22 protein-coding genes and 2 pseudogenes are annotated in these 26,380 nt (G+C 60.9%); 7 read left to right on the plus strand and 17 right to left on the minus strand.

What is annotated here, in order from left to right:
• The first annotated feature begins 314 nt into the window (after positions 1-314).
• The gene (locus tag JT360_RS25130; protein WP_214474945.1) at positions 315-1,736 is read left to right on the plus strand and encodes an adenylate/guanylate cyclase domain-containing protein; all 1,422 of its coding nucleotides are present in this window, start codon (positions 315-317) and stop codon (positions 1,734-1,736) included.
• A 35-nt stretch (positions 1,737-1,771) separates the two neighbouring features.
• Here JT360_RS25130 and JT360_RS25135 read toward each other — a convergent pair.
• Positions 1,772-2,110: pseudogene (locus tag JT360_RS25135) on the minus strand (SAM domain-containing protein); the annotation flags it as partial.
• 446 nt (positions 2,111-2,556) lie between these two features.
• Here JT360_RS25135 and JT360_RS25140 point away from each other — a divergent pair.
• On the plus strand, positions 2,557-4,347 hold the full coding sequence (locus tag JT360_RS25140; RefSeq protein ID WP_214474948.1) for an adenylate/guanylate cyclase domain-containing protein: 1,791 nt from the start codon (positions 2,557-2,559) through the stop codon (positions 4,345-4,347).
• Positions 4,348-4,878: 531 nt separating this feature from the next.
• Here JT360_RS25140 and JT360_RS25145 read toward each other — a convergent pair.
• Positions 4,879-5,550, minus strand: coding sequence for a Tn3 family transposase (locus JT360_RS25145; protein ID WP_502845488.1), 672 nt, complete (start codon positions 5,548-5,550; stop codon positions 4,879-4,881).
• A gap of 90 nt (positions 5,551-5,640) precedes the next feature.
• A complete protein-coding gene (locus JT360_RS25150; protein WP_214474950.1) occupies positions 5,641-7,434 on the minus strand; it encodes a PAS domain S-box protein in 1,794 nt (597 codons plus the stop codon).
• A gap of 184 nt (positions 7,435-7,618) precedes the next feature.
• Between JT360_RS25150 and JT360_RS25155 the strand changes: the two genes are divergently transcribed.
• Positions 7,619-7,990, plus strand: a complete 372-nt coding sequence (locus tag JT360_RS25155) for a response regulator (RefSeq protein WP_214474952.1) — start codon at positions 7,619-7,621, stop codon at positions 7,988-7,990.
• A gap of 29 nt (positions 7,991-8,019) precedes the next feature.
• Here the strand turns inward: JT360_RS25155 and JT360_RS25160 are convergent, their stop codons facing one another.
• From JT360_RS25160 to JT360_RS25185, 6 genes and pseudogenes are all read right to left on the minus strand, one after another.
• A complete protein-coding gene (locus JT360_RS25160; RefSeq protein ID WP_214474954.1) occupies positions 8,020-8,457 on the minus strand; it encodes a low affinity iron permease family protein in 438 nt (145 codons plus the stop codon).
• Between the two features lie 62 nt (positions 8,458-8,519).
• Positions 8,520-9,029: a YciE/YciF ferroxidase family protein gene (locus tag JT360_RS25165; RefSeq protein ID WP_214474956.1), complete on the minus strand. Its 510-nt coding sequence runs from the start codon at positions 9,027-9,029 to the stop codon at positions 8,520-8,522.
• Between the two features lie 888 nt (positions 9,030-9,917).
• Positions 9,918-11,289 (minus strand): annotated as a pseudogene (locus JT360_RS25170) (adenylate/guanylate cyclase domain-containing protein).
• A 477-nt stretch (positions 11,290-11,766) separates the two neighbouring features.
• Positions 11,767-12,132, minus strand: coding sequence for a hypothetical protein (locus tag JT360_RS25175; protein ID WP_214474958.1), 366 nt, complete (start codon positions 12,130-12,132; stop codon positions 11,767-11,769).
• An 884-nt stretch (positions 12,133-13,016) separates the two neighbouring features.
• Positions 13,017-13,268 carry a hypothetical protein gene (locus JT360_RS25180; protein WP_214474959.1) on the minus strand — a complete coding sequence of 84 codons (252 nt, stop codon included), beginning with the start codon at positions 13,266-13,268 and terminating at the stop codon, positions 13,017-13,019.
• Positions 13,269-13,456: 188 nt separating this feature from the next.
• Positions 13,457-13,726, minus strand: coding sequence for a hypothetical protein (locus JT360_RS25185; RefSeq protein WP_214474960.1), 270 nt, complete (start codon positions 13,724-13,726; stop codon positions 13,457-13,459).
• A 104-nt stretch (positions 13,727-13,830) separates the two neighbouring features.
• Between JT360_RS25185 and JT360_RS25190 the strand changes: the two genes are divergently transcribed.
• Complete coding sequence (locus JT360_RS25190) at positions 13,831-14,151, plus strand: hypothetical protein (RefSeq protein WP_214474962.1); 321 nt, start codon at positions 13,831-13,833, stop codon at positions 14,149-14,151.
• A 94-nt stretch (positions 14,152-14,245) separates the two neighbouring features.
• Positions 14,246-14,671, plus strand: coding sequence for a c-type cytochrome (locus JT360_RS25195; RefSeq protein WP_214474964.1), 426 nt, complete (start codon positions 14,246-14,248; stop codon positions 14,669-14,671).
• Here JT360_RS25195 and JT360_RS34125 read toward each other — a convergent pair.
• The 8 genes from JT360_RS34125 to JT360_RS25235 form a co-directional block, all read right to left on the minus strand.
• Positions 14,643-15,788, minus strand: coding sequence for a c-type cytochrome (locus JT360_RS34125; RefSeq protein ID WP_214474966.1), 1,146 nt, complete (start codon positions 15,786-15,788; stop codon positions 14,643-14,645). The genes JT360_RS25195 and JT360_RS34125 overlap by 29 nt on opposite strands.
• A 326-nt stretch (positions 15,789-16,114) precedes the next feature.
• On the minus strand, positions 16,115-16,456 hold the full coding sequence (locus tag JT360_RS25205) for a hypothetical protein (RefSeq protein ID WP_214474968.1): 342 nt from the start codon (positions 16,454-16,456) through the stop codon (positions 16,115-16,117).
• A gap of 1 nt (position 16,457) precedes the next feature.
• Positions 16,458-17,060 carry a cytochrome c oxidase subunit 3 gene (locus tag JT360_RS25210; protein WP_214474970.1) on the minus strand — a complete coding sequence of 201 codons (603 nt, stop codon included), beginning with the start codon at positions 17,058-17,060 and terminating at the stop codon, positions 16,458-16,460.
• Entirely contained in the window at positions 17,057-18,997 is a 1,941-nt protein-coding gene (gene ctaD, locus JT360_RS25215; protein ID WP_214474971.1) for a cytochrome c oxidase subunit I, read from the minus strand. The genes JT360_RS25210 and ctaD overlap by 4 nt, the downstream gene beginning before the upstream one ends.
• Entirely contained in the window at positions 18,994-20,136 is a 1,143-nt protein-coding gene (gene coxB, locus JT360_RS25220) for a cytochrome c oxidase subunit II (protein WP_352128339.1), read from the minus strand. Before coxB ends, ctaD begins: the two co-directional genes overlap by 4 nt.
• Before the next feature lie 143 nt (positions 20,137-20,279).
• The gene (locus JT360_RS25225; RefSeq protein WP_214474974.1) at positions 20,280-21,155 is read right to left on the minus strand and encodes a cytochrome c oxidase assembly protein; all 876 of its coding nucleotides are present in this window, start codon (positions 21,153-21,155) and stop codon (positions 20,280-20,282) included.
• Between the two features lie 48 nt (positions 21,156-21,203).
• Entirely contained in the window at positions 21,204-22,958 is a 1,755-nt protein-coding gene (locus tag JT360_RS25230) for a thiamine pyrophosphate-dependent enzyme (RefSeq protein ID WP_214474976.1), read from the minus strand.
• A gap of 107 nt (positions 22,959-23,065) precedes the next feature.
• Positions 23,066-24,064 (minus strand): ATP-dependent DNA ligase, encoded by a 999-nt coding sequence (locus JT360_RS25235; RefSeq protein WP_214474978.1) that lies wholly within the window; start codon positions 24,062-24,064, stop codon positions 23,066-23,068.
• A 350-nt stretch (positions 24,065-24,414) separates the two neighbouring features.
• Between JT360_RS25235 and JT360_RS25240 the strand changes: the two genes are divergently transcribed.
• A complete protein-coding gene (locus JT360_RS25240) occupies positions 24,415-24,891 on the plus strand; it encodes a LysE family translocator (protein WP_352128342.1) in 477 nt (158 codons plus the stop codon).
• A 268-nt stretch (positions 24,892-25,159) separates the two neighbouring features.
• Positions 25,160-26,380: Nramp family divalent metal transporter (locus tag JT360_RS25245; protein ID WP_214474979.1), on the plus strand; the 1,221-nt coding region annotated here is incomplete at its 3' end.

A 26,380-nucleotide genomic window follows, 5' to 3' on the forward strand; every position in this document is an offset into this window, starting at 1 on the left:
GGCACCGCCACGGTGGCGTCGACCGGTTACACAGATCAGGAAATATCTCCGGCCTTCTGGGAGTGGCGAGTCAGCGTCCCCAGAGGCTGCGTGGGCGTGTCGTCGGTTGGCTGTTAGCGCGGCGACTGGAACGCTCCACGCCTCGCAAGCGGGATAGCGAAATCTCGTGAAGGCAAGGTCAAGCTGCGTTCTCCGTTCTGTATCGTCGTACGGGAGGAGATTGGGAGAGATGGTTACCATGCGCGTGAGGCGTGGAAGTTGGCAGGACCTGGGCGCGGGGCGGCCTGCGTGCGGGCGCTTGGCTGAGCGGTTCGATGACCACGCAGCGCCACCTCGCGGCGATCCTGGCTTGCGACGTGATCGGCTATTCGCGCCTGACGGAGCGCGACGAGCGCGGCACGCTCGAGCGGCTGAAGATCTACCGCAAGGACCTCCTCGAACCGATGGTCTCAGAGCACCAAGGTCGGATCGTCAAACTCACCGGCGACGGCATGCTGTGCGAGTTCGCGAGCGTCGTTAACGCGGTGACCTCGGCGATGGCGATCCAGCAGGCCTTGGCAGAACACGAGGCGGAGACGCCGGAGGAAAAGCGGATTCGCTTGCGCATCGGAGTCGATCTCGGCGACGTGGTCTGCGAGGAGGACGGCGACCTGTACGGCGACGGAGTCAACATAGCCGCCCGTCTCGAAAGCATCGCCGATCCAGGCACCGTGATTGTCTCGGGCACCGCCTACGACCACCTTCAAGGCAAGCTCGACTGTGGCTTCACGCCGCTCGGCGACTTGCGCCTCAAGAACATAGAGCGGCCTGTGCGCGCTTACCGCGTCGAGACCGACGCCAGCGCCTCTGAGGCTGCATCGCCTCCCATGCCCGAGAAACCCTCGATCGCGGTTCTGCCTTTCACCAACATGAGCGGCGACCCCGACCAGGAATACTTCGCCGACGGGCTGGTCGAGGACATCATCACGGGATTGAGCCGGGTGAACTCCTTCTTCGTGATCGCCCGCAACTCGTCCTTCACCTACAAGGGCCGGGCGGTGGACCTGCGCCAGGTCGGGCGCGAGCTGGGCGTCCGCTATGTGCTCGAAGGCAGCATCCGCAGGGCAGGATCGCGGGTGCGCATCAGTGGGCAGTTGGTGGACGCGATCAGCGGACACCATGTCTGGACCGACCGCTTCGAGGGCGACGTGAGCGATATCTTCGAGCTGCAGGACAAGGTGACCGAGAGCGTCGTCGGCGCTGTCGAGCCGAGCATCCGGCTGGTGGAGATCAAGCAGGCGCGCATGAAGCCGACCGACTACATCAGCGCCTACGACCTCTACCTTCGCGCGCTGCCGCGCTTCTACAGCATGACGCGCGAAGGGTTTGCCGACGTGCGCCGGCTCACCAACGAGGCCCTCAGCATCGACCCTGGCTTCAACTTGGCGAAGGCACTCGGCGCCTATGTCCGCAGCCTATCCATGAGCCAGTGCTGGCACGAGCCTGACGATATGCGAGTCGCCGCGCGCATGGCGCGCGAGGTCCTGGCGGAAGCGCGCGACGACCCCACGAGCCTACGCTTCGCCGCGCAGGTGATCGCTTATAGCGCGAAGGACTACCAGATGGCGCTGGGCACGATCGAACGATCCCTGCTGCTCAACCCCAATTCGGCGCAGGGCTATACGGGTAGCGGCTGGGTGAACGCACATTCCAGCCGCCCGCTTGTCGCGACCACTTCCACAAAGCAATGCGGTTGAGTCCGGTCGATCCGAGAAGGGCATCGCGCTCTCGGGTAGGCGAAGATGACTTCGCGTGTGTCCTCCGGGTCGAGCCGCTGCGACAGCTCGGTCGAGCCGACGAGGTCCACGAACATCACTGTGAGTTGCCGCCGCTCTGCGCGGGAATTCGAGGCCGCTGGCAGTAGCGCCGCCACTCGGGGCAGGGTTGTAATCTCAGCGAAGCACGCAATGGCGGTGAGCAACTTGCGCCGATGGCCGATCGATGTGACCCCGAGCGCGGTCAGGTCCCCGGCGGTCAGCTTGGAAAGAACCTCGAGGTCGATGTCGTTGTCACGGAAGACCGGTGCGTACTCGCCCAGGCCGAGGCCTCCCAGCCATGCCTCAATATCCACAGTGCCTTCTCCCAAGCGGTCGAGGCTCTGCGGGGAACTATATAGCAGATCGGAAGAAGGATCCTCCCTTTTGTGCGAGTAGCAATCCCGGCTTTAGGGTCGTCACGAGCTACGCCGAGTTTAGCCGTCCGAACGAGAATGCAGACATTCAATCCGGTGGGGCCCAAGTCTCGATCTGACCCAACGAGGGCGTGCGTGCTTGCTAGAACCGGTCGGACCGCTGTCTCTTGCTCTGACCCCTGAAAGCAGACGCTGCTAGCGACAGGGCTGGACGGCTTGATTGCGCCAAGTCCGGGCGCTTCGCCGGCCTGTCTCGAACGACTCGGTCGATCCTGTGCGGACCATCCGACCAATGGCTCGGGGCTATCTTCCCTGTGCTTAACGGCTCTATGTTGAGAAGGACGGCACTGATCTGGCTGCAGTAGGCTGGATAGAGGGAGCACGACGTGAGTGAGACCCGGAAAATAGCAGCGATCCTGGTCTCGGATGTGGTCGGCTACAGCCGGCTCGCCGGCGCCGACGAGGATCGCATCCTGGCGCGGTTGCGGGCGCTGCGCAGCGATTTGATCGATCCGACGATCGCCGTGCATCATGGTCGCGTTGTCAAGCGCACCGGGGACGGAGCCCTCGTCGAGTTCCGCAGCGTCGTGGACGCCGTGCGCTGCGCCATCGAGGTGCAGAATGGCATGGTTGAGCGCAATGCCGGGCTGCCGCCCGACCGCCGCATCGACTTTCGCATCGGCATCCATCTGGGCGATGTCGTGGAGGAGCGCGACGGCGATTTGATGGGCGACGGCGTCAATATCGCCGCGCGGCTCGAAGGCATTTGCGAGCCTGGCAGCATCTGTCTCTCCGAGCAAGCGTACTGGCAGGTCAAGGCAAGGCTCGATCTCGCAATCCACGATCGCGGCGCGGTGCAACTCAAGAACATCGCCGATCCGGTCCGAGTTTATTCGCTGCAGGTCGGAGTCCCCGCACAGGCGAAGTCCGCGGCACCCGCGGAGGCCGCTGCGCCGGGGAAGCCTTCGCCACAGCTCGCGCTGCCCGACAAGCCTTCGATTGCCGTTTTGGCGTTCCAGAACATGAGCGGCGATCCTGAGCAGGAATATTTCGCCGACGGGATAACCGAGGATGTGATCACCGACCTCTCCAAGGTCAGCGGCCTGCTGGTGATCGCGCGCAATTCGAGCTTCGCCTATAAGGGCAAAGCTGTCGACGTGCGGCAGGTGGCCCGTGAGCTCGGGGTCCGGTCGGTGCTGGAAGGGAGCATCCGCCGCGCCGGCAACCGTGTACGGATTACCGCTCAGCTGATCGATGCGGAAACCGGCGGACACCTTTGGGCCGACCGCTTCGATCGCGAACTGAGCGACGTCTTCGCGGTCCAGGACGAGGTCACCCGGCGGATCGTTGACGCGCTGATGATCAAACTGAGCCCGAGCGAAGCCGCGATGCTTGGTGCTGTCAAAACGACCAGCAGCAAGGCACACGACTTTTTCCTGCTCGGGCGCGAGGCGCTGTGGGGGACCATCAGGAACCGTGACGTGTTCGAGCACTCGACCGACCTGTTCGCGCAGGCGATCGCCCAGGATTCGAGCTATGGCGAGCCCTATGCCGGCCTCGCCATGGCCGAGGTGCTCAACTGGCAGTTCCATTGGACGGATGGCTGGAGCGAGTCGCTTGAAAGGGCCGAGCGCCATGTCGACTTGGCCTTGCAGAAGAGTCCGCAGGTTGCCTTCGTGCACTACGTCGCCTCGGTCTTCTACTTGTGGAAAAAGGATCTCGACCGATCCGCGGCTGAAGCGGACGCTGCGCTGAATCTCAATCCGAACTACGCTCAGGCGCACAACTCGCGCGGCATCGTCAACATCTATGGCGGCCAGCCCCTCGCGGCTATTCCTCATATCGAACAAGCCATCCGGCTCGATCCCGCGTTGAAGCAGCTATACATTCACTTTCTCGGCTCTGCCTATCTTGTCGCCGGCAAATTCGAAGCTGCCTCGGCGCTGTTCCGGGAGCGTATACAGCTCGCCCCGAAGACCGATCTCTCTCGCGCCTTTCTTGCTGTCGCGCTCGGCCATTTGGACGAGGCCGAGGAAGCCGGCCGGGTCTGGCGCGAACTGATGGAGATCAATCCGAAATACTCCTTTGCCGAGCATGTTGGACGGCTCCCCTTCCGCGATCAGGCCGACGTTGACCATCTGTCCGAGGGCCTCAGCAAGGTTGGCCTCCCGGTTTAAATGCAAATTGGCATCGAGCTGTCTGTCTTGGTGACGTCTCGGGTCTGCTTCCCGAGCTTCAAAAAAATATGGGGAGGTTCGCGTAAAACGTCCGTCCCTGGCACAAGGCGAGGTGTCAGCGCGGGGTCGCCCTCGGCCGCTTTCCATTCGAACCCCGGACTGCGGCAAACGTGATCGGCTAGATGTTGAGTCCCCTGGTTTAATGGGGCGGACCGCGCCTGAATCGATCGAGGCTCGTTTGTCTAGCTTTGTTAAATGTATTCAAAGGGTGTGAGGCCTTTGAGGGTCTCCAGGCCGCGATGAAATTGTAGGCTGAGCAGGAATGCTTGAGACTTGAGCAATTGTCATGTTGATCGATGACGAGCGACAGCTGTCCGCGAGAGTGCCCGTGATACGGCCAAGCCCTATGTCCTCATCGGGGTCAGATAACGACGATGCCCACGTCCAACTGAATGTCCGGTTTTGACGGTCCGCACCGTGAAGGCCCCCATTGCATTATTCGGACACGGATTCACCATAGCGGCGTAACGATCACGGGCAAGCGGTCAATTGGAGCGGCATGAGGCCATCAGCGTCGAGTTCAATGCTGTCTGACAAAACATAATCTCCAGTGAGGTTGATCCGGTCCCAACCCAAAGGAGAAAGCCGCGAAAGCAGCTCGGGATCGAGCGTCATTCCGCGTTTTCGAAATTCGCCCACTGCGCGGTCGAGATAGCGGCAATTGAACAGGATGATCGCGGCGGTAACGAGATTGAGGGCCGCCGCCCGCATCTGCTGATTTTCGAGGCCACGATCCCGGAAGCGTCCCAGCCGGTGGAAAGCAACCGCGCGCGCCAGGCTGTTGCGGGCTTCTCCTTTGTTGAGTTCGCCGGTGACGAGCTGGCGCAGCGCAGGGTCCTGGAACCATCTCAATGTAAATAGCGTGCGTTCGATACGACCAACCTCGCGCAGTGCGGCGGCAAGGCTATTCTGTTGCCGGTATGCGGAGAGCTTTTTAAGGATCAGCGATGGCGTGACGGTCCTGTCGCGCATCGCCCCGATGTCTTTCTTCAAGATCCATACTTGACGGAGCGTCAATCTAAGATTTTGTGATTGCAGTTCCAAATCAAATTGATAACGAAGTCCAGAGGTCAGGGGGCGTGGTTCCAGGCCCCAGCCAAGCCGTTCGCTAGAAAGGCGGAGCGCGAAGGTGAGCTGCGCCAAGGCGGGCGAGAGCTTTGAGTGACGGCCAGCGCAATGATGACAGCTGGTCCCAGAGATCAAAAAAGAGCGATAGCACTGATACCAGCCCGTCTAAGCCTCGTTCGCAACAGACGCTTCGACCGCAGCCACCGGCGCTTCCAGCGTCCAGACGATCCCATCTGTGCCGTACTCAAGACTAGCCTTCCCGCCGACCGCCTCCGGCGCAACGCGCTTCAACACCACGGTCCCAAAGCCGCCCTGGCCGATTTTCTCGACCTTCGGCCCATCTATTTCCGCCCAAGTGAGCTGGAAGAGCTTCGAGGCACCGGAACCGGTCGCGTTCCATCGGACTGAAATCGTGCCCTTGTCTCCTGAAAGCACGCCGTATTTGGCTGAGTTTGTCGCGAGTTCGTGGAAGGCTATGCCGAAATACTGGACGGCGTTGGGGCTAAGGACGATGGATGGTCCCGACATGGAAATCCGCCCCTCACTGCCGAAGGGCTTGGTTTGCGACAGCAGCAGTTCGAAGAGGGTGACGCCCCTCCATTCGCCAGCAACAAGCAGATCATGCGAACGTGACAGGGCCATGATTCGCTCCCGCACCTGCCGTTCGAACACCACCGGGTTGTCGGCTCGCTTGTTGGTCTCCCTGATCATTGAAAGGATAACAGAATACTGGTTCTTGACCCGATGGTTGACCTCGCGCATCAGCATGCAGATGCGATGCTCGTTCTCTTTCCTCGATGTAATGTCCCGCGCAATCTTCGATGCGCCGATGATCTGCCCGGTTGCGCTGCGCACAGGCGATATCGTCAGCGAGACCGGAACCAGGCTGCCGTCCTTGCGCTGACGGATCGTTTCGTATGTGTCGACCGCTTCGCCACGGCGAATGCGTTCAAGGATGCGAGGTTCCTCGTCCTGGTGGTCATCCGGGATCAGCATGGTCACCGAGCGGCCAATCGCTTCCTCGGCGGTATACCCGAACAGCCGTTCGGCGCCGCGGTTCCAGCTTTTGATGACGGCGTTCAGATCCTTGCTGACGATAGCGTCGAACGAGGACTCCACGATGGCCGACAGATGGTGCCTGGCCTCCTGGGCACGCTGGCGGTCGGTGAGGTCAAACAGCATGTTGACGGCACCAATCAGGTTGCCCGTCTCATCGCGGATCGGTGTCGGATAGGGCTGGAATGGAAAGAAGGTCCCATCTGGACGTTGCGCTATGGCTTGCTGGTCGCGCACAGGCCGGTTTTCCTTGAGCGCGATCGCCATCGGGCACTCGTCATGCGGCAGTTCCTTGCCGTCAGGCGTGAACAGCTTGAATGTCACGCACCATTTTTCTTTGCCGATCTCGGGCTCGCGGCCGGCAAGGTCGGCGGCGGCGCGGTTGTAGTAGGTGATCGTCCCATCCTGATCAGTCGTGTAGATAGCAACCGGCAGACCATCGAGGATCTGGTGATAGGTGCTGTCCTGCCGCTTCAGCTCCGTGCGGGTGCGTTCCAGGTCAGTTACATCGACAGTGAAACAGCGTGTGTTGATCAACTTGCCATCGCGGAAATGTCCGCTCGCGGTGATTTCGACATGCTTGATTGAGCCATTGCGAGCCCTCAATCGCGCCGGATATCTCGTGATCTTCTCGCCACGGGAGAGGCGGCATAAAATGTCGTCGATCACATCCCGGTCGGGATAGAACTCTGCAATATGGCGACCGATATATTCCTGCGCCGAATAACCGAGTAGGTCGAGCTCGGCCTTGTTGGCATGCAGAATGGCACCGTCCGCACTCACCAAGTGGAGAGCAACGGCACCGTTCTCAAAGAAATCCTGGTAGTCGAAGTTCCGGTTATCCCCACCGGACGTTTCGGGGTTGTTGAAGGCGACAACATTCGCCTGCGGCACTTCATTCATCCCAAACCCCTCTCTGCTTAACCGCCTTCAACGCGGGCCGTGGGCAATTCGTTCCAACAGCTCGCCCCTCGCGGCCTGGGCACGATGCTCCTGTTGATTCAGCCTTTCGCGACATACAAACGTGGAGCCGGACGGAAACAACCTCGACTCGTGTTTCATCTAAGAACGTGCAATCGTGCCTCACATGGACAAACCTCTGGTCCTTGTCGTCGACGACGAAGCTTTGATTGCCTTTGAGATGGAGGCTGCTCTTTCCGGGGCAGGCTTCACCGTAGCATTGGCCTCGTCATGTTCCGAGGCGGCGCGTTTTCTCGCGGACCACACACCCGCAGCTTCGGTCCTGGACGTCAGGTTGTCGGACGGCGAGAGCGTGGAGGCGACCAAAACACTGGCTGGCCGCGGTGTACCGTTCGTCGTGTATTCCGGCCTGGGCGTTGAGGATAGCGACGAGGCATTCTCACTTGGTGTGACAGTGATGAAGCCGGCCGAACCGCAAGAAGTTGTCCGCCTCCTCAGAGAGCTGATCGCCGGTCAGCAACCAAGGTTGACCGGGTAGCTGCACCCTTTGGTGTGGCGCTTGCGGACTTAGGTGGGGGGCCGGCGTGAGGTGCGTGGCGATGTCCGTTTCTTCCGGTTGCCCGCCGACCTTTTTGCTCGGGTCTCTGTTTTCTGGTTCCTTTTGGCAGCGCGGAGACAAAGGGCGCGCATTTCCTCGACTTCGGCCTCGGTGAGATGCTCGATTCCGATGAAATCATTCTTTCCGCGGCCCGCCCTGATCAGTTCGTCAAGTTTGGCCTGTATGGCCGCTCCATCCCGGTTCTGTGTGTTTTGAATCAGGAACACCATGAGGAAGGTGATGATCGTAGTGCCGGTGTTGATGATGAGCTGCCACGTCTCGGAGTACTGAAACATAGGCCCCAAGGCGGCCCACAGGATAACGGAGCCGACGCAGAGGGCGAAAGCCCAAGGTCGACCGGTGGCGCGGGCAACGGCCCCGGCCATTCTGGTGAACGATCGTTCCATGAAGCCCTCTTGCATGGGAACCCTGACGATCATCAGGGCGCCGGACAGGCGGGAAGGCCTTCCTAAGCCGCTTCAGCGGCGATGTTGACAGCTGCCTCGGCGAGTTCCGTCAAGGACGCGTCGGTCTCTTTCTCTTCGCCGAGCGTGAGGTCCAGCAGGTTGACCGCATCGGTCAGGCCAAGTTCAGAGGCCCAGGTCCGCATGGTGCCGTAACGGGAAATCTCATAGTGCTCGACCGCCTGAGCGGCGGCCAGCAGACCGGCGTCCAAGGCAGCCGCGCCCTTATACTCGCTCATGATCTCGGCGCCTTCCTCGGTGATGCCGATGATGGCCGCACACGTCTTGCCCGCCGGTTTCTTGCCGATCGCCTCGAAAACCTGTTCGAGGCGGACCACATGCTCCTTGGTCTGTTCACGGTGCTTTTCGAAGGCAGCCTTCAAGTCCGGGCTCTGTGCAGCCTTGGCCATTTTCGGCAGGGTGGCGAGTATTTTCTTCTCGGCGAAGTAGATGTCTTTGAGCGTGTCGTGGAATAGGTCATTGAGACCTTTATTCGATGCCTTGGACGTTGCCATGTCGAGGACCTTCTTTGTTGATTGCGAGCGATAACTCCCCCAACGCCAGACGGTTCCAGCAAGCCCCTTGCCGCAGGACCGAGCGGGTTCCTGATGCTTGCCTAGCGAAGACTCTGCCGGCTCAGTTGCCGCGCCTCGCGCAGCAGCGAATTCCGGTCGGTGCCGATCAACCGGAGCTGGGTGACCCGGCCGTCGGTAAGACGGCCGATCCGAACGGGGCAACGTTCGTGGCGCTAAGGATTGTCTCGGCGACGCTTGGCACAGCGACGGGCTTGGCGACTCGCACAGAGGCCCGGGTCCTGGATAAAAGCGGAAGCCCATTGCAAGTCTTTATGCCTGCTGCAATGCCATGACGTGAATGCGCGGCCTCTATGCCAAAATAACTTTTTGTGCAGTGCAGCAACAATGCCGCTCCTTGCGCGTTGACCAGTGCCGTTCAGTCACCGCGTGACTTCGAGGAGTTCCATTGCGAAAGATCTCAGATACCATCGCTCGGCTGGGCCAGGCATAGGGCAAATCAGAGTGGTACTGCCGGAAAGGCCCCATCAGACGCTCTCGCTCCGCGCGAACACTTCGGGTCAAATCCTGGGAACCTCAAGGCGAAAACATATCTTCCGAAAACCTGCCGAAGGGGGCGCCGCCAGCGACTACGATTATCATTCGGGCTGGTCCCAGCCGGCTGATCAGACCGGTTTCGCACTGCTGTTCCCCGAGCAGCAACGGGCCCCAACAATCCGAACCTCTGCTTCAACTGGCTGAGCACAGCTTACGGTCCCTTTCGCTCTGATGCTTGAGATCGGATGGCGAGGGGCTTGTCTTGACTTTGCTGCTGTACAGCTCCGGTTACGCTGCCGCTCTAGGCGAAAGGCAGCTGGCACGCAATCATGTTTAGCCCCGCATAATGCGATAGACAGCTGCATCACCCTCCACACCTCGAAGAGGCGCGTCAAAAGCCACGACACGACGGCCGGCAAGCAGGTCACTCACGCCTGGCGCGGAATAGAGCGCTTCGGAGACGCAAATTGAGTGTGACGGCAATCGATGGACCGCAGTGGGCACCCATCTTTAGGATGATTCCCGGCCTGGCATTGTCGCCATTGAAGCGATCGATTTCTTCAAAAATGTGAAGGGCGGCCGAAATCGCATCCGGTGGCCGCGAGAATACTGCCATCACCGCATCTCCGATCGTCTTTACGACAGCGCCGGAATGCTGGTGAACCGCAGCATTGAGAAGCGCGAAATGCTCGCGGACCAAAGCATAGGCGTTGAGGTCGCCCAGGCGCTCGTACATGGCGGTCGAGCCCTTGAGGTCCGTGAACAGGAAGGTGATCTGCCGGATGCCGAGCCCCTCCTTCTCGTCGACACGTTCGGACCGGAAGAGTTGGCGGAAGGTTTGCCGAGCAAGCAGCGCTCCACCGGAAACATAAGGGTCGAAATCGAGCGCCGGCTTGGTAGTCAGAGCGACAAGCTCAGGCGGCCAGTTGATGATAAACAACGAACCTCGCACTGCCCCCCTATTCGCCACCTCGATGACGATCGGACCTGGTGGCACAGCGGGTAGCGCCGGCAAGAAGCGCTTGCCGTCATAATCGATCTTCAGAAGTGTCGGCGCCGACACCGGACCGCCCGATATTGGCACGGCGAATGCGGCCTGCGTCTGGACGTTGACGCCCGAAAGGGCGCCCGGTCCCAGGTCGGCGCGGAGCACTGTGGTGGTGCCGGGCGGCAGAAACGTCATGCCCCGAACGAAGCCGTGCAGAACGTCAAGAAAGCGAACGTCTTGCCCCGGCAGCCGCCCGTCATGTCCAAAGTGGAGCTTCCAGTGAAAATCCTCGACAGGAAGCGTCTCGGGATCGTGGTATGGCAGGCGCCGTAACTTCGGCGATACCGAGAAGGTGACCTCGATGAAGTCGTCGAGGTCGGTGTCGCCCGATACGTCGCACAGGCCACAGACATAGTGGGTCTTCAGCGTGCGCAGGGCGCCGAAACTATCGAGCACCATCCCGGACTGGGGACACAGCACATCCCAGCTCATGTCGAACAAGCCACAGCGGGCGGCATGAAGGAAGAGGTCGATTGCTTCAGGCCCGGCGATTGCGCGGTCGCGAGCAAAGCTCAGCGGATTGACGCGATAGAGTGCGTGGTCGTCGGCACTCCTGATCAGCGTCTCGAATTTCGAGATGACGCGTGGGCTCCAGGCTCGCGCCTGCTCCACCTTGGTCATCTTGCTTTCGAGAAGACGATCGTCGACCACCGTCACGCCGGATCCTCAACCTTACCTCGCGACAGCGTACTAAAAAAACCAGCGCGATGCGAATGGGAATTCCTTTGTTGGCACGCTGCGCATTGAGGAACAGGCGCCCTAAGTGCACCAAGGGCGCGACCAGCCAGCTAAGGTCGCGGCCTATCTCATGGGGCATGGCAAGCCATGAGTATCCCCAGGCCGACGTCCTTCCATAGCGCGTTGTGGCAAGCGCTGGCGATCGGGGTTTGGTTGATCGCGGCCCTCTATGTGGCGCACGCGATCATCGAACTAACGGCCGACGCTCCGGCGTCGGCCGATTGCCTGAAAAAAGTGCCCCTAATGCGGAACTTAGCCCTGTCCAGCAAAACGGCTCTAAAGCAACGCGCTGAATAAGCGCGTCTCAAGGTTCCGGAGTGATCGCGTGCGGGCGGGGGGCGCTTTCGCGCGGCCGCGTAGAGGCAACTTGGTCGCCATCCGTCGAACTGCCGTCCGTCAATACCAATTTTGAATAATCGACAATGCCCGAGATCCTTTGGCACTATCCGTGTCTCCTGAAGAATATTTCGTGAGAGCGGATGGATGCGTGGGCTGCGATTTGGCGAAAATGGTCGGTCCGGGATGGCGTTCGCCGAGGCTGAGCGCGCCGCCAAGATGGCCAGATTGAAATCGCTTCGTACTCAGTTTCTGTTGGCGGAAGCTGATTTGCAGGCTCCTTTTACCGAAGAGATCGATTGCTCTCTGCTTCTCACGGCGCTGTGAGGATTTCAGGGGAGTGCGCGCGCAATCCATCCCGGACCGTGACCGCGCGCGCGAGCGCCTGTCAGCTGTTGTGGCTGTTGCGATTTCAAACTCGGTCATCTGAGAGCTGGTCCTGCCGGCGTGCCAAGGGCCATCATTGAGGTGTCGAGCGGCTGACCAGACACTAGGTGGCCGGCGCGGTAAGCGTTTTGGGTGAAACGGGGCCGTGCCGGCCTTGAGCTGGGCATGAGTGGGGAACCTGCCAGCTCGCACATATGCTAGCCGCACATTAGCGACTGCGCAATTAACTGTGATAATCTAATCCTCGCGGAACGCAGACTTACCAAGCACCATCGGCGAAGGCAGGTCAGGACAGCGCTTCGTCGACCATGCGATAGGGCAGCGCAGCAGAGCCGCGATTTCGGTGCGCTGGCGACCCATACCGGTCAGGCGCTGGATTTGGGCCGTCGTGTTGGCGATGTCTTCTGCCAGGATGTCAGCAAGCGTAGCCGCTGGCTCGCGAGGCACACCGGCGACAGCCCAATTCCGCGCGCTTCTCTTCGCTTCATGATCTTTCACTTAAACTTGGGGATCGTTTCAAAGAATAGGCCGGCGCGGTGCTAAGCGTTGGGTTGAACACAGGCCGTGCCGGCCTACCGGATCAGGACATCCAGCGATGATCAAACTACCGGCACATTAGCGACGGCTCCATTAAGCCTGATGGCCTAATCTCTCAGAAGAGGACGGCCGACACGGGTTGGGAACCCAACCAAATCCCCGCGTCGGCCTTGCGGGGAAGCCAGCACCCGCATTCCATGAACTACGCTAGGCCGAAGATATGACAAGGCGTTGGTAAAAAAGCGTACAATAGCGAAGGCCCGTCTCCGGGTGTCGAGATCAGTGACGGGCCCCCTGCCGATTGCTTGGTGGAACCCTCGCCAAGCATCATCCCAACTTCGATGTCGGAGACATGTTTCGGCTTGGCGGTTTCAAAGGAGGGCTCCTTACCAAGCGTGGGTCGGCGCGAATGCGCCAGGTCCGGAAAGCGCTTCGTCGACGACGTGATAGGGGCAGCGCAGCAGCGCGGCGATTTCAGTGCGTCGGCGACCGTTACCGGCCAGGCGTCTGATTTCAGCGGTGGTGTTGACGTTCATGGCCGCGATGTCTCCTCCCAGAAAGTCGGCAAGCGTGACCGTTGGCTCGCGGTCGCGGGCGATGCAAGGAGTGAGGGGCTCCTGGCGCTTCTCTTCGCTCATGCGCCGCGCCGTCTATGTCGCGGTGGATCTTCAATCGATGCCGATCTACCGGTATCGGCCAAGTTCGACATTCCAGACCGCTTCGCCGAATGGCAAGATAGGGAACCTGCCCTGAATTGCTGCTTGGTTGGCGTCGAGCTCCAGTATTCTGGTATGGTAACCCAAATTTGCTGACGAAGTAGCCTACTTCATGTTCCTCGTCTCCTGCTGACACGCGTGCGGGCTTGGTAATCGAGCTTGTCCTTGTCATCAGCCATCGCTGCCGTAGCGTTCTGGCCAGCGGCGGTCGGCGATTTGGCGTCTTTCGAATGGGCAGCCAAAGCCTGTCCTCGCCTTGCGTACGTCGCCAGAGCGCCTTTCGGCGAGCGCATCGTGCGCCTGGACTTCGAGTCGACGCTCCTGGGCAGCACGGCGGTTGGCTTCTTAATGTCGCTCAAGCGCGCGATCACATCGCCCAAAGACCCGATCCTGCAAGAATTTCGCCAAAGACCGATTTCACTCGGAACATATCAGGAGACGACCGGTTTGGTGGAGGCTGTACACACAACCAAGGAGATCAACCATGATTGCCAAACTTCTCTCCGCCACCGTTCTTACGGTCGCTCTGGCCACGTTGGCCATGGCGCAGTCGAGCGGTTCCGGCTCAAACAATGGTTCGGGCTCGACGACTGGGAACATGAATGGCACCGCGGGCACCGGCTCGGGCTCGGGCTCAGGTGCATCGACAACGCCCGTCGACCCGAACGCAACAAATTCGACAACAAATTCGACAACGAAGTCGGGCGGCATGACTGACCGCTGCAAGGATGCCGCGGGCAATGATATCGACAACAACACCGCCTCCGGCACGACGACGTCAAATATGCAGAACTGCAACAAATGAGCCGGTGCATCATAGCGCTTCCGGACGTTGTTCCTTTCCATGCGTCGGCAACGATCCGGCAGCGTTTTTGCGGATGCAGTAGCAGCAGGCGCAGATGAGCCGACAGGCCGTCGAGCAAACGCCATCCCCACTGTTGTGGGCGGCAGGCGCATCAGCGGCGGTCGTCATTGCTTTGGCTGTCTGCGCCATCGGATCAGTCCGCGGCAACAATCTGCGAGAAACCACCATCCTGCAGGCGGTCGGCGGTGACCCTGAACGGGCCGTCGCGGCAATGATCCGCAATGGCTGTGGCGGATGTCACGAAATTCCTGGAGTCCCTGGCGCCCATGGCACTGTCGGTCCCTCCTTACGAGGCATTGCCGAGAGGGGATATGTCGGGGCGTCGCGAGCCACCCCAGACGCGATGATGCGTTGGATCAGCAGGTCGCGGGACGTCGATCCCAAGACGGCCATGCCCAACACAAATCTGTCGCCCCAGGAAGCGCGCGATATCACCGCCTATCTCTATGCACGAACATGAGACGCGCTGAGCTCGTTTCCCTGCGAAAGCGTCTTGCCAGCAGAAGCAGCAGAGCGAGCAGCAATCCGGCGCCACTCGCCGCCAGTGCCTGGGCCGCCAGAAGCGTGACCGTTTGCTCAGTCGACGAGCCTGCCCGCATCTGGCGCACGTCGGCCGCCGTGGTGCTCACGTCCGGATTTCCGAACCGCGCGGTCACATAGTTTGCAAGTGTCGCCACTTGGCCATCGTCCAACCAGCCGCCGAAGGCCGCCATTGATTTGCGCCCCGCGACATCACCAGCCTTGACGCCTTCAAGGATCGTCATGACGACATTCTCAGGCGTGGCTGCGCCGAGGGCGGTGTTGCGAATTAGTGACGGATAGGACCCGTCAGGTGATCCGCCTCCATTCATCCCATGGCACCCCGAACAGAGTGATCGATAGAGATTGTCGCCGTCCGTGCTCCCGCTGCCCTGCGTCTTGGTTCCAGCATCGCCGGCGATCGCGGGCACATTGCCCCATGAGAAACGCGGCTGCCTCTCGTCTCCCGTTTGGGCGGGCACATCCCTGAGATAGGCGACCATGGCGTGGATGTCGTCATCTGAAAGATGTTGCAGACTGTTCATGACCGTTTCCGCCATCGGGCCGCCCGCATAAGCCTTTCCAGCCACGGCACCCGTTTTGAGAAATCGAAACAGCTCCTCATCGCTCCAGCCACCCACGCCTGCGATCTTGTCACCGGTGATGTTGAAGGCTTGCCAGATACCGGCGGTGCCGCCGGCAAACTTGCGATTTTCATCCATGCCGAATGTCGTGTTTCGCGGCGTGTGACAGGCACCGCAGTGGCCGAGCACCTCGATAAGATAGGCGCCTCGGTTCCATTCGGCGGTTCGGCTCAGATCCGGCGTGAAACTGCCGGTGTGCAAGTTCGCGAACTTCCACAACACAAGTATCCAGCGCTGGTTGAACGGGAAAGGCAGGATGTTTTGTGGCCGAGGTTGGGAGATCGTCGGCTGCGCCAAGAGATAGACCCGGATCGCGAGCACGTCCTCGCGGCTCATCGCGGCGAAGCTGTCATAGGGCATGGCGGGATAGAGATCGGCTCCATCGCGCCTGACGCCTTTCTGGACGGCTGCCACGAACTCGTCCGCGGAATAGCGTCCGATGCCCGTGTCGGGATCCGGTGTGATGTTGGTGGAATAGACATCGCCAAATGGTGTCGGTACGCGATAGCCTCCGGCGAACGGGCGGCTCGGGTTGGACGTGTGGCAGCCGACGCAATCGGCGGCTCGGGTGAGATATTCACCTTTCTGGATTTCGTTCGCTTGCAGTGGCGTGCAAAGCGCCAACGATGCCAGGACGACCGCGACCGCCTGAGAGATGGCGCAGGGGTCTGGAACGCTTGCGGCAAGCCAGAGCGGACGCCGCCGACCGCGGATGACCGATCGCCGGCCCTTCGGCATGGTCACAGTTCGCACCCGCTGAAGATCAGCCCTGCCACCATTTGCGCCAGTATGATGAGTGTGAACAGCGCTCCGATGCCCACCGAAGTCCTGGCCAGAAACGCGCGCGCACGCACCTTCAAGGGCGGGCTTGTACCATGTCTTCGGTCACGAACGGCGCGCCACGACAGCAGCACGCCTGCCGTGGCGGCAGCGGCACCTATCAATGAGAACAAGGCGGTGACACGAAAACCGGCGTGGCATTGCCAAAATGCGATGGAATAGTCGAGCTGGAGCGTTATTGCCCACGCGGCTGGTCCGCTGACCAGGCCTGCCCAGGAAACGCCGGTGCGGATCGCCTGCATCTCACATCCTCGGAGCCCAATAGATAACGAGATAGAGCACGACCCATGAGACGACCACGAAGTCCCAGTAGAAGGCATTGTCCGAGACGTCGCTGAAGCGGCGGCCCGCCTTGCCTTGTTGCGTGAACATGAGAACTGCAAGGACGAACGTGTCGCCGACATCGGTAAGAAGATGCGTCGTATGCAGCCCGAGCAGGAACCAGACGATCGACCCGTAAGCGTTCTGATCCCAGGAAATCCGCAGCGCCGGAAATTCCCAGATGCGAACGATCAGCGGAAGGATTCCGACGATCGACATGACGACTATGCCAAGGCGAACTTTCGCGAGGTCCTGACGCCGCGCCCAAAGTTCGACCAGATGGTTGGGCACGATGCTCGCAACCAGAATGATTAGTATTGCCGTGCCCGGCAGCAGATCTGGCGCCGGCGCTCCGATCGGCCACCGCCGGGCCAGCACAGCCAGATAGAAATAAGTGCCGATCGCCAAGGCGAAACCGGTCGCCTCAAGGGCGATGAAGGCGAGGGTCCCCCACCACATCGGGCTCGCCGCTCCGAAGTCATATGTGGGCAGGTGGCTGACGTCGGCGACTGGGCGGTGCCTCATTCCTCGTCCTCCGGTTCGCCTTTCGGCCAGAACCAACAGATAAATCCGATCGAAACCGGTATCGCGCCCCAAACCACTGCCCAGGGCGTGTATATCGAACCGAGAAATGCACCGCCAACCGCGATGGCCGACAGCAACGGCCAGATCGAATTGTCGGCCGATGGCACTCTGAGTTGCGGCACCGCGTCGGCGACCGTGCCGGCGAGCACCTCGCGGGCATCGACGCGCAGGCCCTCGACCACGGGGAGCAGGTCGGGTTCGGCCCAGAGTGGTTCGCGATGGGTCACCACCGGCAGCCGCGAAAAATCGTAGGAGGGGGGCGGCGAGGTCGTTGCCCATTCGAGCGTGCTCGCCCTCCAGGGATTGTCTCCGGCAATGCGGCCGTTGCGAAGACTGAGCAGGATGTTCAGGAAGAAAAGCGCAAAGCCGGCGACCACCACCAGCGACGAGAGGCTGATGAAGAGGTTCATCTCGCCCCAGCCGCTCGCCGGCGGGTAGGTATAGACGCGGCGCGGCATGCCTTGCAGGCCGAGAATGTGCATGGGGAAGAAGGTGAGATTGAACCCGACGAACACCAGCCAGAAATTCCAGCGGCCGAGTCTCTCGGACAGCATGCGCCCGCTGATCTTGGGAAACCAGTAATAGACGGCGCCGAGCAAGGGAAAGACGGCGCCGCCGACCAGCACATAATGGAAATGGGCGACCACAAAATAAGTGTCGTGCACCTGCAGATCGAGTGGCACCGAGGCGACCATGACCCCCGTCAGGCCGCCGATCACGAAGGTGAAGATGAAGCCGAGCACGAAAAGCATGGGCGTGGCGAAGATCGGCCGGCCACCCCAGATCGTCGCAATCCAGCAGAAGATCTGAATGCCGCTCGGAATGGCGATCATCAGCGAGGAAGCGGTGAAGAAGCTCTCGCCGAGCTGCGGCAGGCCCGTCGCGAACATGTGGTGCACCCACAGTCCGAAGGAAAGAAAGCCGATCGCGACCAGCGACAGCACGATCCCGAGATAGCCGAAGACCGGGCGCCGGACGAAGGTCGGTAGGATCGCGGAGACGAAGCCAGTCGCCGGGATGAATATGATGTAGACCTCGGGATGGCCGAAGAACCAGAACAGATGCTGCCACAGCAGTGCATCGCCGCCTGCGGTGGGATCGAAAAACTTCGTGCCGACCAGTCGGTCCAGGATCAGCATCGTGCTCGACACCATCACCGCGGGCATGGCGAACAGGATGACGAAAGCCGTGACCAGGACCGACCAGACATAGAGCGGGATACGGTCGAGCGACATGCCCGGCGCGCGTTGTTTGAACACCGTCGCGATGATCTCGACGGCGACCGCAAGTGCGGACACTTCGGTGTAAGTTACCATCTGTGCCCAGAAATCGGGGCGCTTTCCGATTCCATATTCAGGTCCGGCGAGCGGCACATAGGAAAACCAGCCGGCATCCGCGCCGGTTTCGAAGGCGAAGGCGACCCAGATCATCAGCCCGCCAAATAGATAGACCCAATAACTGAAAGCATTGAGCCGCGGAAAGGCGACATTGCGGGTGCCGATCATCAGCGGCACCAGGTATATGGCGAATGCCTCCATCACCGGCACGGCGAACAGAAACATCATCGTCGTGCCATGCATGGTGAACAGCTGGTTGTAGAGATCGGGACCGATGTGGCCGGCCTCGGACTGGGCAAGCTGGAACCGCATGGCGACAGCCGAAAGACCTGCAAGGATGAGGAACAGGAAAGCCGTCACGATATAGCGCCGGCCGATCAGCTTGTGGTCGACCGTGACCAACCAGCCGTAAAGACCTTTCGGTGTCCGCCACGTATGCGCCAGAAAGGCGCGCAGTCTCGCCTCCTCGAGGCCGGTGTCGCGTACGCCCTTGAGGGCCTCCTGTTGAGGCTCGGCCGACTTTCCCGCGATGCCGCTCATTCAAGGCTTCCAAGGTAGGTGACGACCGCGTTGAGATCGTCGGCGCTAAGGGCAATGCGCGGCATCTTGGCGCCGGGCTTCATCGACTGCGGATCGGCGATCCAGGCGGCAAGCGCGCCAGGGGTCATGGCCAGCGTATCCGCGGCCAGTGCGCGTCGGCTTGCGAGATGGGTAAGATCAGGTCCAATCGTTCCGCTGGCATGCGTGCCTCTTATCGTGTGGCAGAGCGCGCAGCCGGTGGAAAGAAAGGCCTGCTGGCCGCGCCGTCCTTCGTCGCCGTCGGGCGCCGGCGCGGCGGCGTCTTGCCTGGATTGCCATGCATCGAAAGCTTCGCGGCTTTCCGCGACGACTGTAATGGCCATGTGGGCGTGCTGGTAGCCGCAGAACTCGGCGCACTGACCACGATAGATTCCGGGTTTGTCGGCTATGAGCGTGAGCTCGCTTGGCCGGCCTGGAATGAGATCCCGTTTGCCCGCAAGGTTTGGCACCCAGAAGCTATGGATGACATCGGGCGAATCGAGCTCGACCTTGACCGGTTCGCCAACCGGGACATGGATTTCGTTTGCCGTGACGATCGCTTGCGACGGTTCGTCTTTGGGGTAACGGACCTCCCACCACCATTGATGCCCTGTGATCCGGACGGTAAGCGTTTCCGTTCCGCTAAGCGAAGCAATGGATTTGCCGGCGAAAAAGCTCGCTGTCGTCAGCATGATGAGCACCAGAACGGTCAAGGCGACGGCGCTTGTGACAGCGCAGGCCAATCGGCGTTCCTGATGGGGATCGGTCTCAAGCGGTGAGCGCGTTGCATCGGCCGGGCATTGACGCAAAAGCGCTGCCGCCAAGAGCAGCATGACAAGCAGCCATGTGGCCGCCGCAACCGCGCCGAAGGACCAGATCAGATCAAATATCCTTCGGGCATTCGCACCATGTGCATGGAGCGCGGATTGCCGGTCGCTGCACCCTGCCAAGACCAGCATTGGCGCTGTGCCGATCCACTGTGTTGGATCCGCGGCCTTTCCTGGAACCCTGCCAGTTGTGCGATTGCCGGACGAGATTTGCGTTGGACATGCAAAGGCGGGCGACATCAGCGGTCGTGTCCGCTTGCGAAGGCGGGCCAACAGACTCATGCACCTTGCCATGAAGGCGCTCCACCATCGTTGCCAAGGCCATAACGCGGCTGGTTGCAAAAGGATGCTTGGCAACTCTGCTGCCACGTAAGGGACACAGATGTGGTCCCAGGCGGGGTGCGACCGTCCTTCGGTATATCGGCGCAAGCGCGATTCTAGAGGATGGGCAGGTGCGAAGGCTGTCGCCGCCCGCTTGTTCTAATCCAGAAAGCGGCTAGGAGCAGTGCGGCTCCGCCATAGATCAGGCCGGCGGGGATCCACATCATCAGGCCCGCAAGCTGCTGATCCTCGAGCGGGCTGAGACCCCACATTCCCGAGCCGACGGCATTTTCCGGGTACCACAGCCTGGGGGAGACAACAAACAACGCGCCGAGCAAGCCGGTGTGCAACGAGGTGAAGAAAAGATGCATCACCGCACCGCCACAGTCTTGTTCGCGGCCAGGGCGAGGCAGCAGCACCCACCAGAACAACAGCCCGGTGCCGAGGAAGCTCGCGTGCTGGGCATAGTGCAGAAAACCCTGCTGAAGAGCAGCCTCAAACAACACCGGGACATGCCATATCCATATCGCGGCTCCGTGCAGGACCGTTGCGACCACAGGGCGGCTCATGAACGCCCAGACCGCCCGAAGCACAGTTGCATGCCCGACCGCTCCGAACGTCTGGCGCAGCCGCGCCGGCAGCGCCCACATTATCGCCGCCGTCGGGCGGGAAGCCGCCAGCAGAGGTGCCGCGACAGCCATCAGCAATTCGTGCTCGATCATATGAGCGGCAAATACATGCTCGCCCAACGCATGCACCGGGCTTACAAGTGCGACCATCAGGCCGGCCCAGCCGGCAACAAACAGCAACGCCTGCCGCGATCGCAAAGGCCGTCCGCGTCCGCTCCGCCACCAGAGCCGGCTGGCGCCTGCAATATAGAGCGACACGAGTACCGCGAGCGGCAAGGTGATCGGAAGCGCCGGCGTCCAACCGGCTTGCCGAGCGTCGTTGCCATAGCAGATGGAGGTCGAGAAGAGCGCGTCGAAGCTCATGGTCCGCCCCTTGCGGGCGCGTAGGTCTTCTGGATGGATTTCGCGGCTCTACGCATCCATCATCGACTTCGCCGGCTCCCGGGCGATATTTTCTTCGATGCGTTCGTGTCCCGGCGTCTGTGGCAAGGCCTGGCGGAAATTCTTAGCGTAATCGGGCGGCATTTTGGGCGGCATCAGCGGCTCATAAGCATCCACCAGCGCTTCGATCACGACCGGACCTTCGGCTGCGAAAGCCTCGTCGAGAACCGTCTCGATATGATCGGCCCGCTCGATGCGAAAGCCCTTTGCGCCCATTGCTTCGGCCGCTTTGGCAAAGTCGATCGGGTGCAATTCGCAACCGAACTGCGGGTTGCCCAGAAACATCATCTGCTCCCAGGCGATCTGGTTGAGCATGTTGTTCTTGATGACCAGAAGCTTCAGCGGGGTCTTGAAGCGCACCGCCGTCGAGAATTCGCCGAGCTGCATGGCAAAGCCGCCGTCGCCGATGATAGCGGCGACCGGCCGACCGGGAAATGCTATGCCGGCAGCGATGGCATAGGCAAGGCCGCAAGCCATGGATGCAAGTGATCCGGAGACACCAAACGCCTGGCCGTCGCGTAGATCGACATGGCGGGCGGCAAGCTCCGTGTTCTGACCGGAATCGGTGGCCAGCACCGTGTCGTCGGCCAGTCTTTGTCCGAACGCACGGGCAACCGTCTGTGGCTTCAACGGCTGCACCCGCGTGTCTTCCGACTGCCTCATCATCTCGCGCCATCGTCTCATGGTCGCCTGCGAGCGTTGCAGGAATTCATCGGAGGGTTTTTGTGTCAGGCGCTGGTTCAGCGCGCGCAGCGTCTCGGCCGCGTCGCCGACAAGGCCGGCCTCGACCGGAAAGCGCAGCCCGATCCGCTGCGCATCGCAGTCAATCTGGACGCCACGGGCCTGCCCGGGCTTGGGATAATATTCAATGTAGGGAAAGGTGGAACCGACAATCAGCACCGCATCACAGGTCTCCATCGCCTCTTGCGAAGCCAGGGTTCCCAGGATGCCGATCCCGCCGGTCGTGTAGGGATGGTCATCCGGCAGCACCGCTTTGCCCAGCAAGGCTTTCGCGACGGGTGCCTGCAGCAGGTGCGCCGTATCTTCGAGTTCGGCGGCCGCGCCGATGGCGCCGCGTCCGGCCAGGATCGCCACCCGCGAAGCGCCGTTGAGGATGGCGGCGGCTTTGTCCAGTTCGACGTCCAACGGCATGCTGTGTCCGGCAAACATATCCTGCGGCGTGTGCGCCGGGCGATTGCGCTTGGAGCGCTTCGACGCGTCGCCCTCCTGCTCCTGGACATCGCTGGCGATCGACAGATGGGCGACGCCCTTGCGCGCCAGCGCGGTTCGGCAGGCGAGGCTGGCGACGTTTTCCATATGCGCGGCATCGGATACATGAGCGTTGTAGACGGAAACATCGTTGAACACGCGCGTCAGATCGACATCCTGTTGCGTGAACGTCTCGATCAGATCGTGGAACTGCATGCCCGTGATCGCCAGCACCGGAGCCTGATCTAGCTTGGCGTCGTAGAGGCCGGTTAGAAGATGGGTTCCGCCGGGACCGGACGTCGCCAGGCAGACGCCTAGCTTTCCTGTCCACTTGGCATAGGCGCATGCCATGAAGGCAGCTGATTCTTCGTGCCGGACCTGAACGAAGGCTATTTTGTCGCTCCGGGTGCGCAGCGCCTCCATGACGCCGTTTATGCCGTCTCCCGGCAAGCCGAACACAACCTCCACATTCCAGGCGACAAGCGTATCGACGAGAATTTCTGCTGCGTTTGGCATGTCAGGATAGCTCCGGTGGATGGTATCCGAACCGGTGAACCCCGACTTGGTTCCTTCGTCACAAGAAATCGTGACATCTTTCCGGAAGGCGATCTCCCAGGCGAGGTCTATTCGATCTGCTCGAAGGTGCATTGCCGTGGAGCCTTGTCGGGACGCCAGCGCAGCAGTTTGGTGCCATGGCGGAAGCGGTTGCCGGTAACATGGTCGAAGCGAACCTCCACCACCAGTTCAGGTTTCAGAGGTTCCCATTGTCCGCTGCGTTCTGTGCTCCAGCGGCTTGGGCCGCCGGGCGCCTTGCCGGTGAAGCCCGGCTCGGACCGCAGCCTTTCCAGCCGGCGCGTGAGCGCTCCTCTGTCGCTCCTGGCTATGGTCGACGTGAAGCCGACATGATCGAGCATGCCTTGGTCGTTGTAGAGACCGAGGAGCAGTGAGCCGACCTCACGACTGCCCGCGAGATAACGGAATCCACCGACAACACAATCGGCGGTGCGTTGCGGCTTTACCTTCACCATCGCACGTTCGCCGCACAGATAATGGCCGTCGAGCATTTTGGCGACGACACCGTCGGTCGATGCGTGGCCGGCGCCGTTCAGCCATCGTGCCGCAGTCGCGGCATCAGATGTGCACTTCGACAGACGAAGATCCGGACTGTTCGAGGAGGTCACGAAGTCCTCGATCGCTCGCCGCCTTTCGACAAACGGTTTGTCAGTGACGACCTCGCCGCCCGGCCTGGCTAGCATGTCGAAGAGAATGAGACCGGCAGGCGTCTGCGAACTCAGTTTGCGGATTCTGCTTTGTGCGGGGTGAAGACGCATCTGCAGCGCCTCGAAGGAAAGCTCGCCATCGATCTCGATGACGATCTCGCCGTCGATGACGAAATGCACGCGCTTGAGATCGCGCAACGCCGTGGTGATTTCAGGGAAATAGCGGCCGAGCGGTTTGCCGGATTTGGCGCGCAGCTCAACCTCGTCATCGCTCTTGAAAGCCAGGCAGCGGAATCCATCCCATTTGGGCTCGTATTGCCAGCGGCCTTCACCCCAGGGGATGGCGTCGGCAAGCCTAGCCTCCATCGGAGAAGTGTCCAGCGGGAGTGGAAAGGCGTTCATCGCTTTATGTCCGGATCGGGCCTTGAAAACCGACGTGGCCCTGGCCCTTTCAACTTCCAGGGCCGGCACCGCGTTCCATCCATCGGTTGGTGCCAAAGCCTCGAAATGCTTAGCGAGGGGACATTTTTCGATCGCCACCGGAACCTGGTGACGGTTGGCCGCTTGATGTCATCGGCAGCGCGAACGGAGATGCCCCATCGATCCCTCGTTATGGTAGCTTTCGTCGGAACCGTCATTCTCATGCAGGCGCCGCCCGGCCCCGACAGCATGCTCGTGTTGGCTCGCGGCATCGGGCAGGGGCGCGGCGTGGCCCTGTTCACAGTGCTCGGCATGACGCTGGGGCCGGACTGGTGCAGCTTCCGCTGGTTGCATTTGGCCCGTCCTCGCTTGTCCGTGCCTCACCTCTGGCTTTCAGCCTGCTTCGATGGGCTGGCGCGGCCTACATTGTTTGGCTCGGGCTCCGGCTGCTGCTTTCATCTTCGGCAACAGTTACCGCCGACAACATCGAGGTGCTTCGACCGTTTGCCGCCCGCGAAGGCATGATCGCCAACCTGAGCAATCCCTGGCCTTTGATGTTCATGGTTGCGTTCCTGCCGCAATTTGTCGAACCCAATCGGGGCTCTGTCACATTTCAACTGGTGTTGCTCGGTGCGACACAAAAGATAACGGGGGTGCTGGTGCTGGGAACTTATGCGTTGGCGTCGGGGGCTATCGGCGCATGGATCATCCGGCACCCCCGCCAAAAGCTTTGGCAGCAGCGGCTCGCCGGCTGTTTTATCATTGGTCTCGGCGTGCGGATGGTGATCGGTGGTGGCACGACCCATTGACGAAACGAACCGCTTGTTCGCCTCTGGATCTGCCGGCATCGACACCTGCGTTGCAGGGCCGAGCAGGGCGTTTGCTGCGATTTTCGGCACTAACGAAAGAACCGCATCGGACGAAATCGCCTTCGTCGACCTCGGCGCTCTCCAGGAACAAAAAGCCTGACTAGGGGTTCGAGCCTCGTCTTAACGCAGCTTCAAACCCGCTTTATGGAAATCCGGTTGGAATGTTTGTCATGACGTCTTGCATGCCCTTGGTAAAGACGCGCTTGCAATGAGCGGGCCACCTGATGCGGGCCAAAGGGCAAGCGAGCGAAAAGAAGGCGGCGTTGTCCGGGCCCTCGGGCTTGGATTGATAACCGGGGCGGCCGACGACGACTGTTCGGCCATTGGCACCTATGCAAGTGCCGGAGCCCGGTTCGGGCCAGACCTGCTATGGACGGCACCTGTCACTCTGCCGATGATGTATCTCGTCGTCTATCTTTCATCCAAACTTGGTCAAGTTTCGGGCCGTGGGCTTTTCAAGGTCATATCGGACTTCTACCCGCGTTGGCTGCTATGGTCTGTGCTGGTGGGCGTACTGATCGGCAACACGATCGAGGCAGCCGCCGACCTTGGCGCCATGTCTGCGGCCATTGTGCTGTTCTTTCCGCTGCCTGCTCCCTTGCTCGTCATTGTCGTCGCGATCGTCATTTTTGCGCTCCAGGTGTTCGGATCCTACACATTGATCCGCAATGTGTTCCGATGGCTGGCGCTGGCGCTGCTTGCCTATGTGGTCTCCGCCGTGCTTGCCAAACCGGATGCGGCCTCGGTCCTGCGCGGCACACTGCTGCCAAGGATAGAGTTCAGCCGCGAATACCTCTCCATTCTCGTCGCCATCGTCGGAACGACGCTCTCCGCATATCTTTACACCTGGCAATCCAACCAGGAGGTGGAGGAGGAAATCGCCAAGGGCAGAACGACCCTTGAAGAGCGCAAGGGCGCCACAGAGAGCGAACTCCGCCGATCCCGCCGCGATATCGTGATCGGCATGACGTTCTCCAATCTGATCATGTATTTCATCATTCTTTCGACAGGCTCGACGCTCTACAAGGCCGGCCAGACGCAGATCGAGACCGCGGCGCAGGCGGCCGAAGCGCTGCGGCCGCTTGCCGGCGACGCGGCGGGCATTCTTTTTGCAGCAGGCGTAATTGGCGTCGGTTTTCTGGCTGTTCCGGTCATGACGGCCGGCGCTGCTTTCGATTTCGCTCAAGCGATGGGATGGAAGAATGGCTTGAATGCCAAGCCCCAGCAGGCTCCTAAATTCTACATGGCGATCGCAGTGATCACGCTGGTGGCGGTGGGTCTCAATTTCTTCGGCTTCAATTCGATGAAAGCCCTTGTCTGGTCGGGCATCGTGCAAGGATTTTCCACACCTCCCCTCCTGCTCCTCCTTCTCATCATGACCAACAATCGCAAGATCATGGGTGACAAGGTCAACAGCAAAAGCACGAAC

Origin of the sequence: Mesorhizobium sp. dw_380 (assembly GCF_018588885.1) — a bacterium.
Taxonomy (GTDB): domain Bacteria; phylum Pseudomonadota; class Alphaproteobacteria; order Rhizobiales; family Rhizobiaceae; genus Mesorhizobium.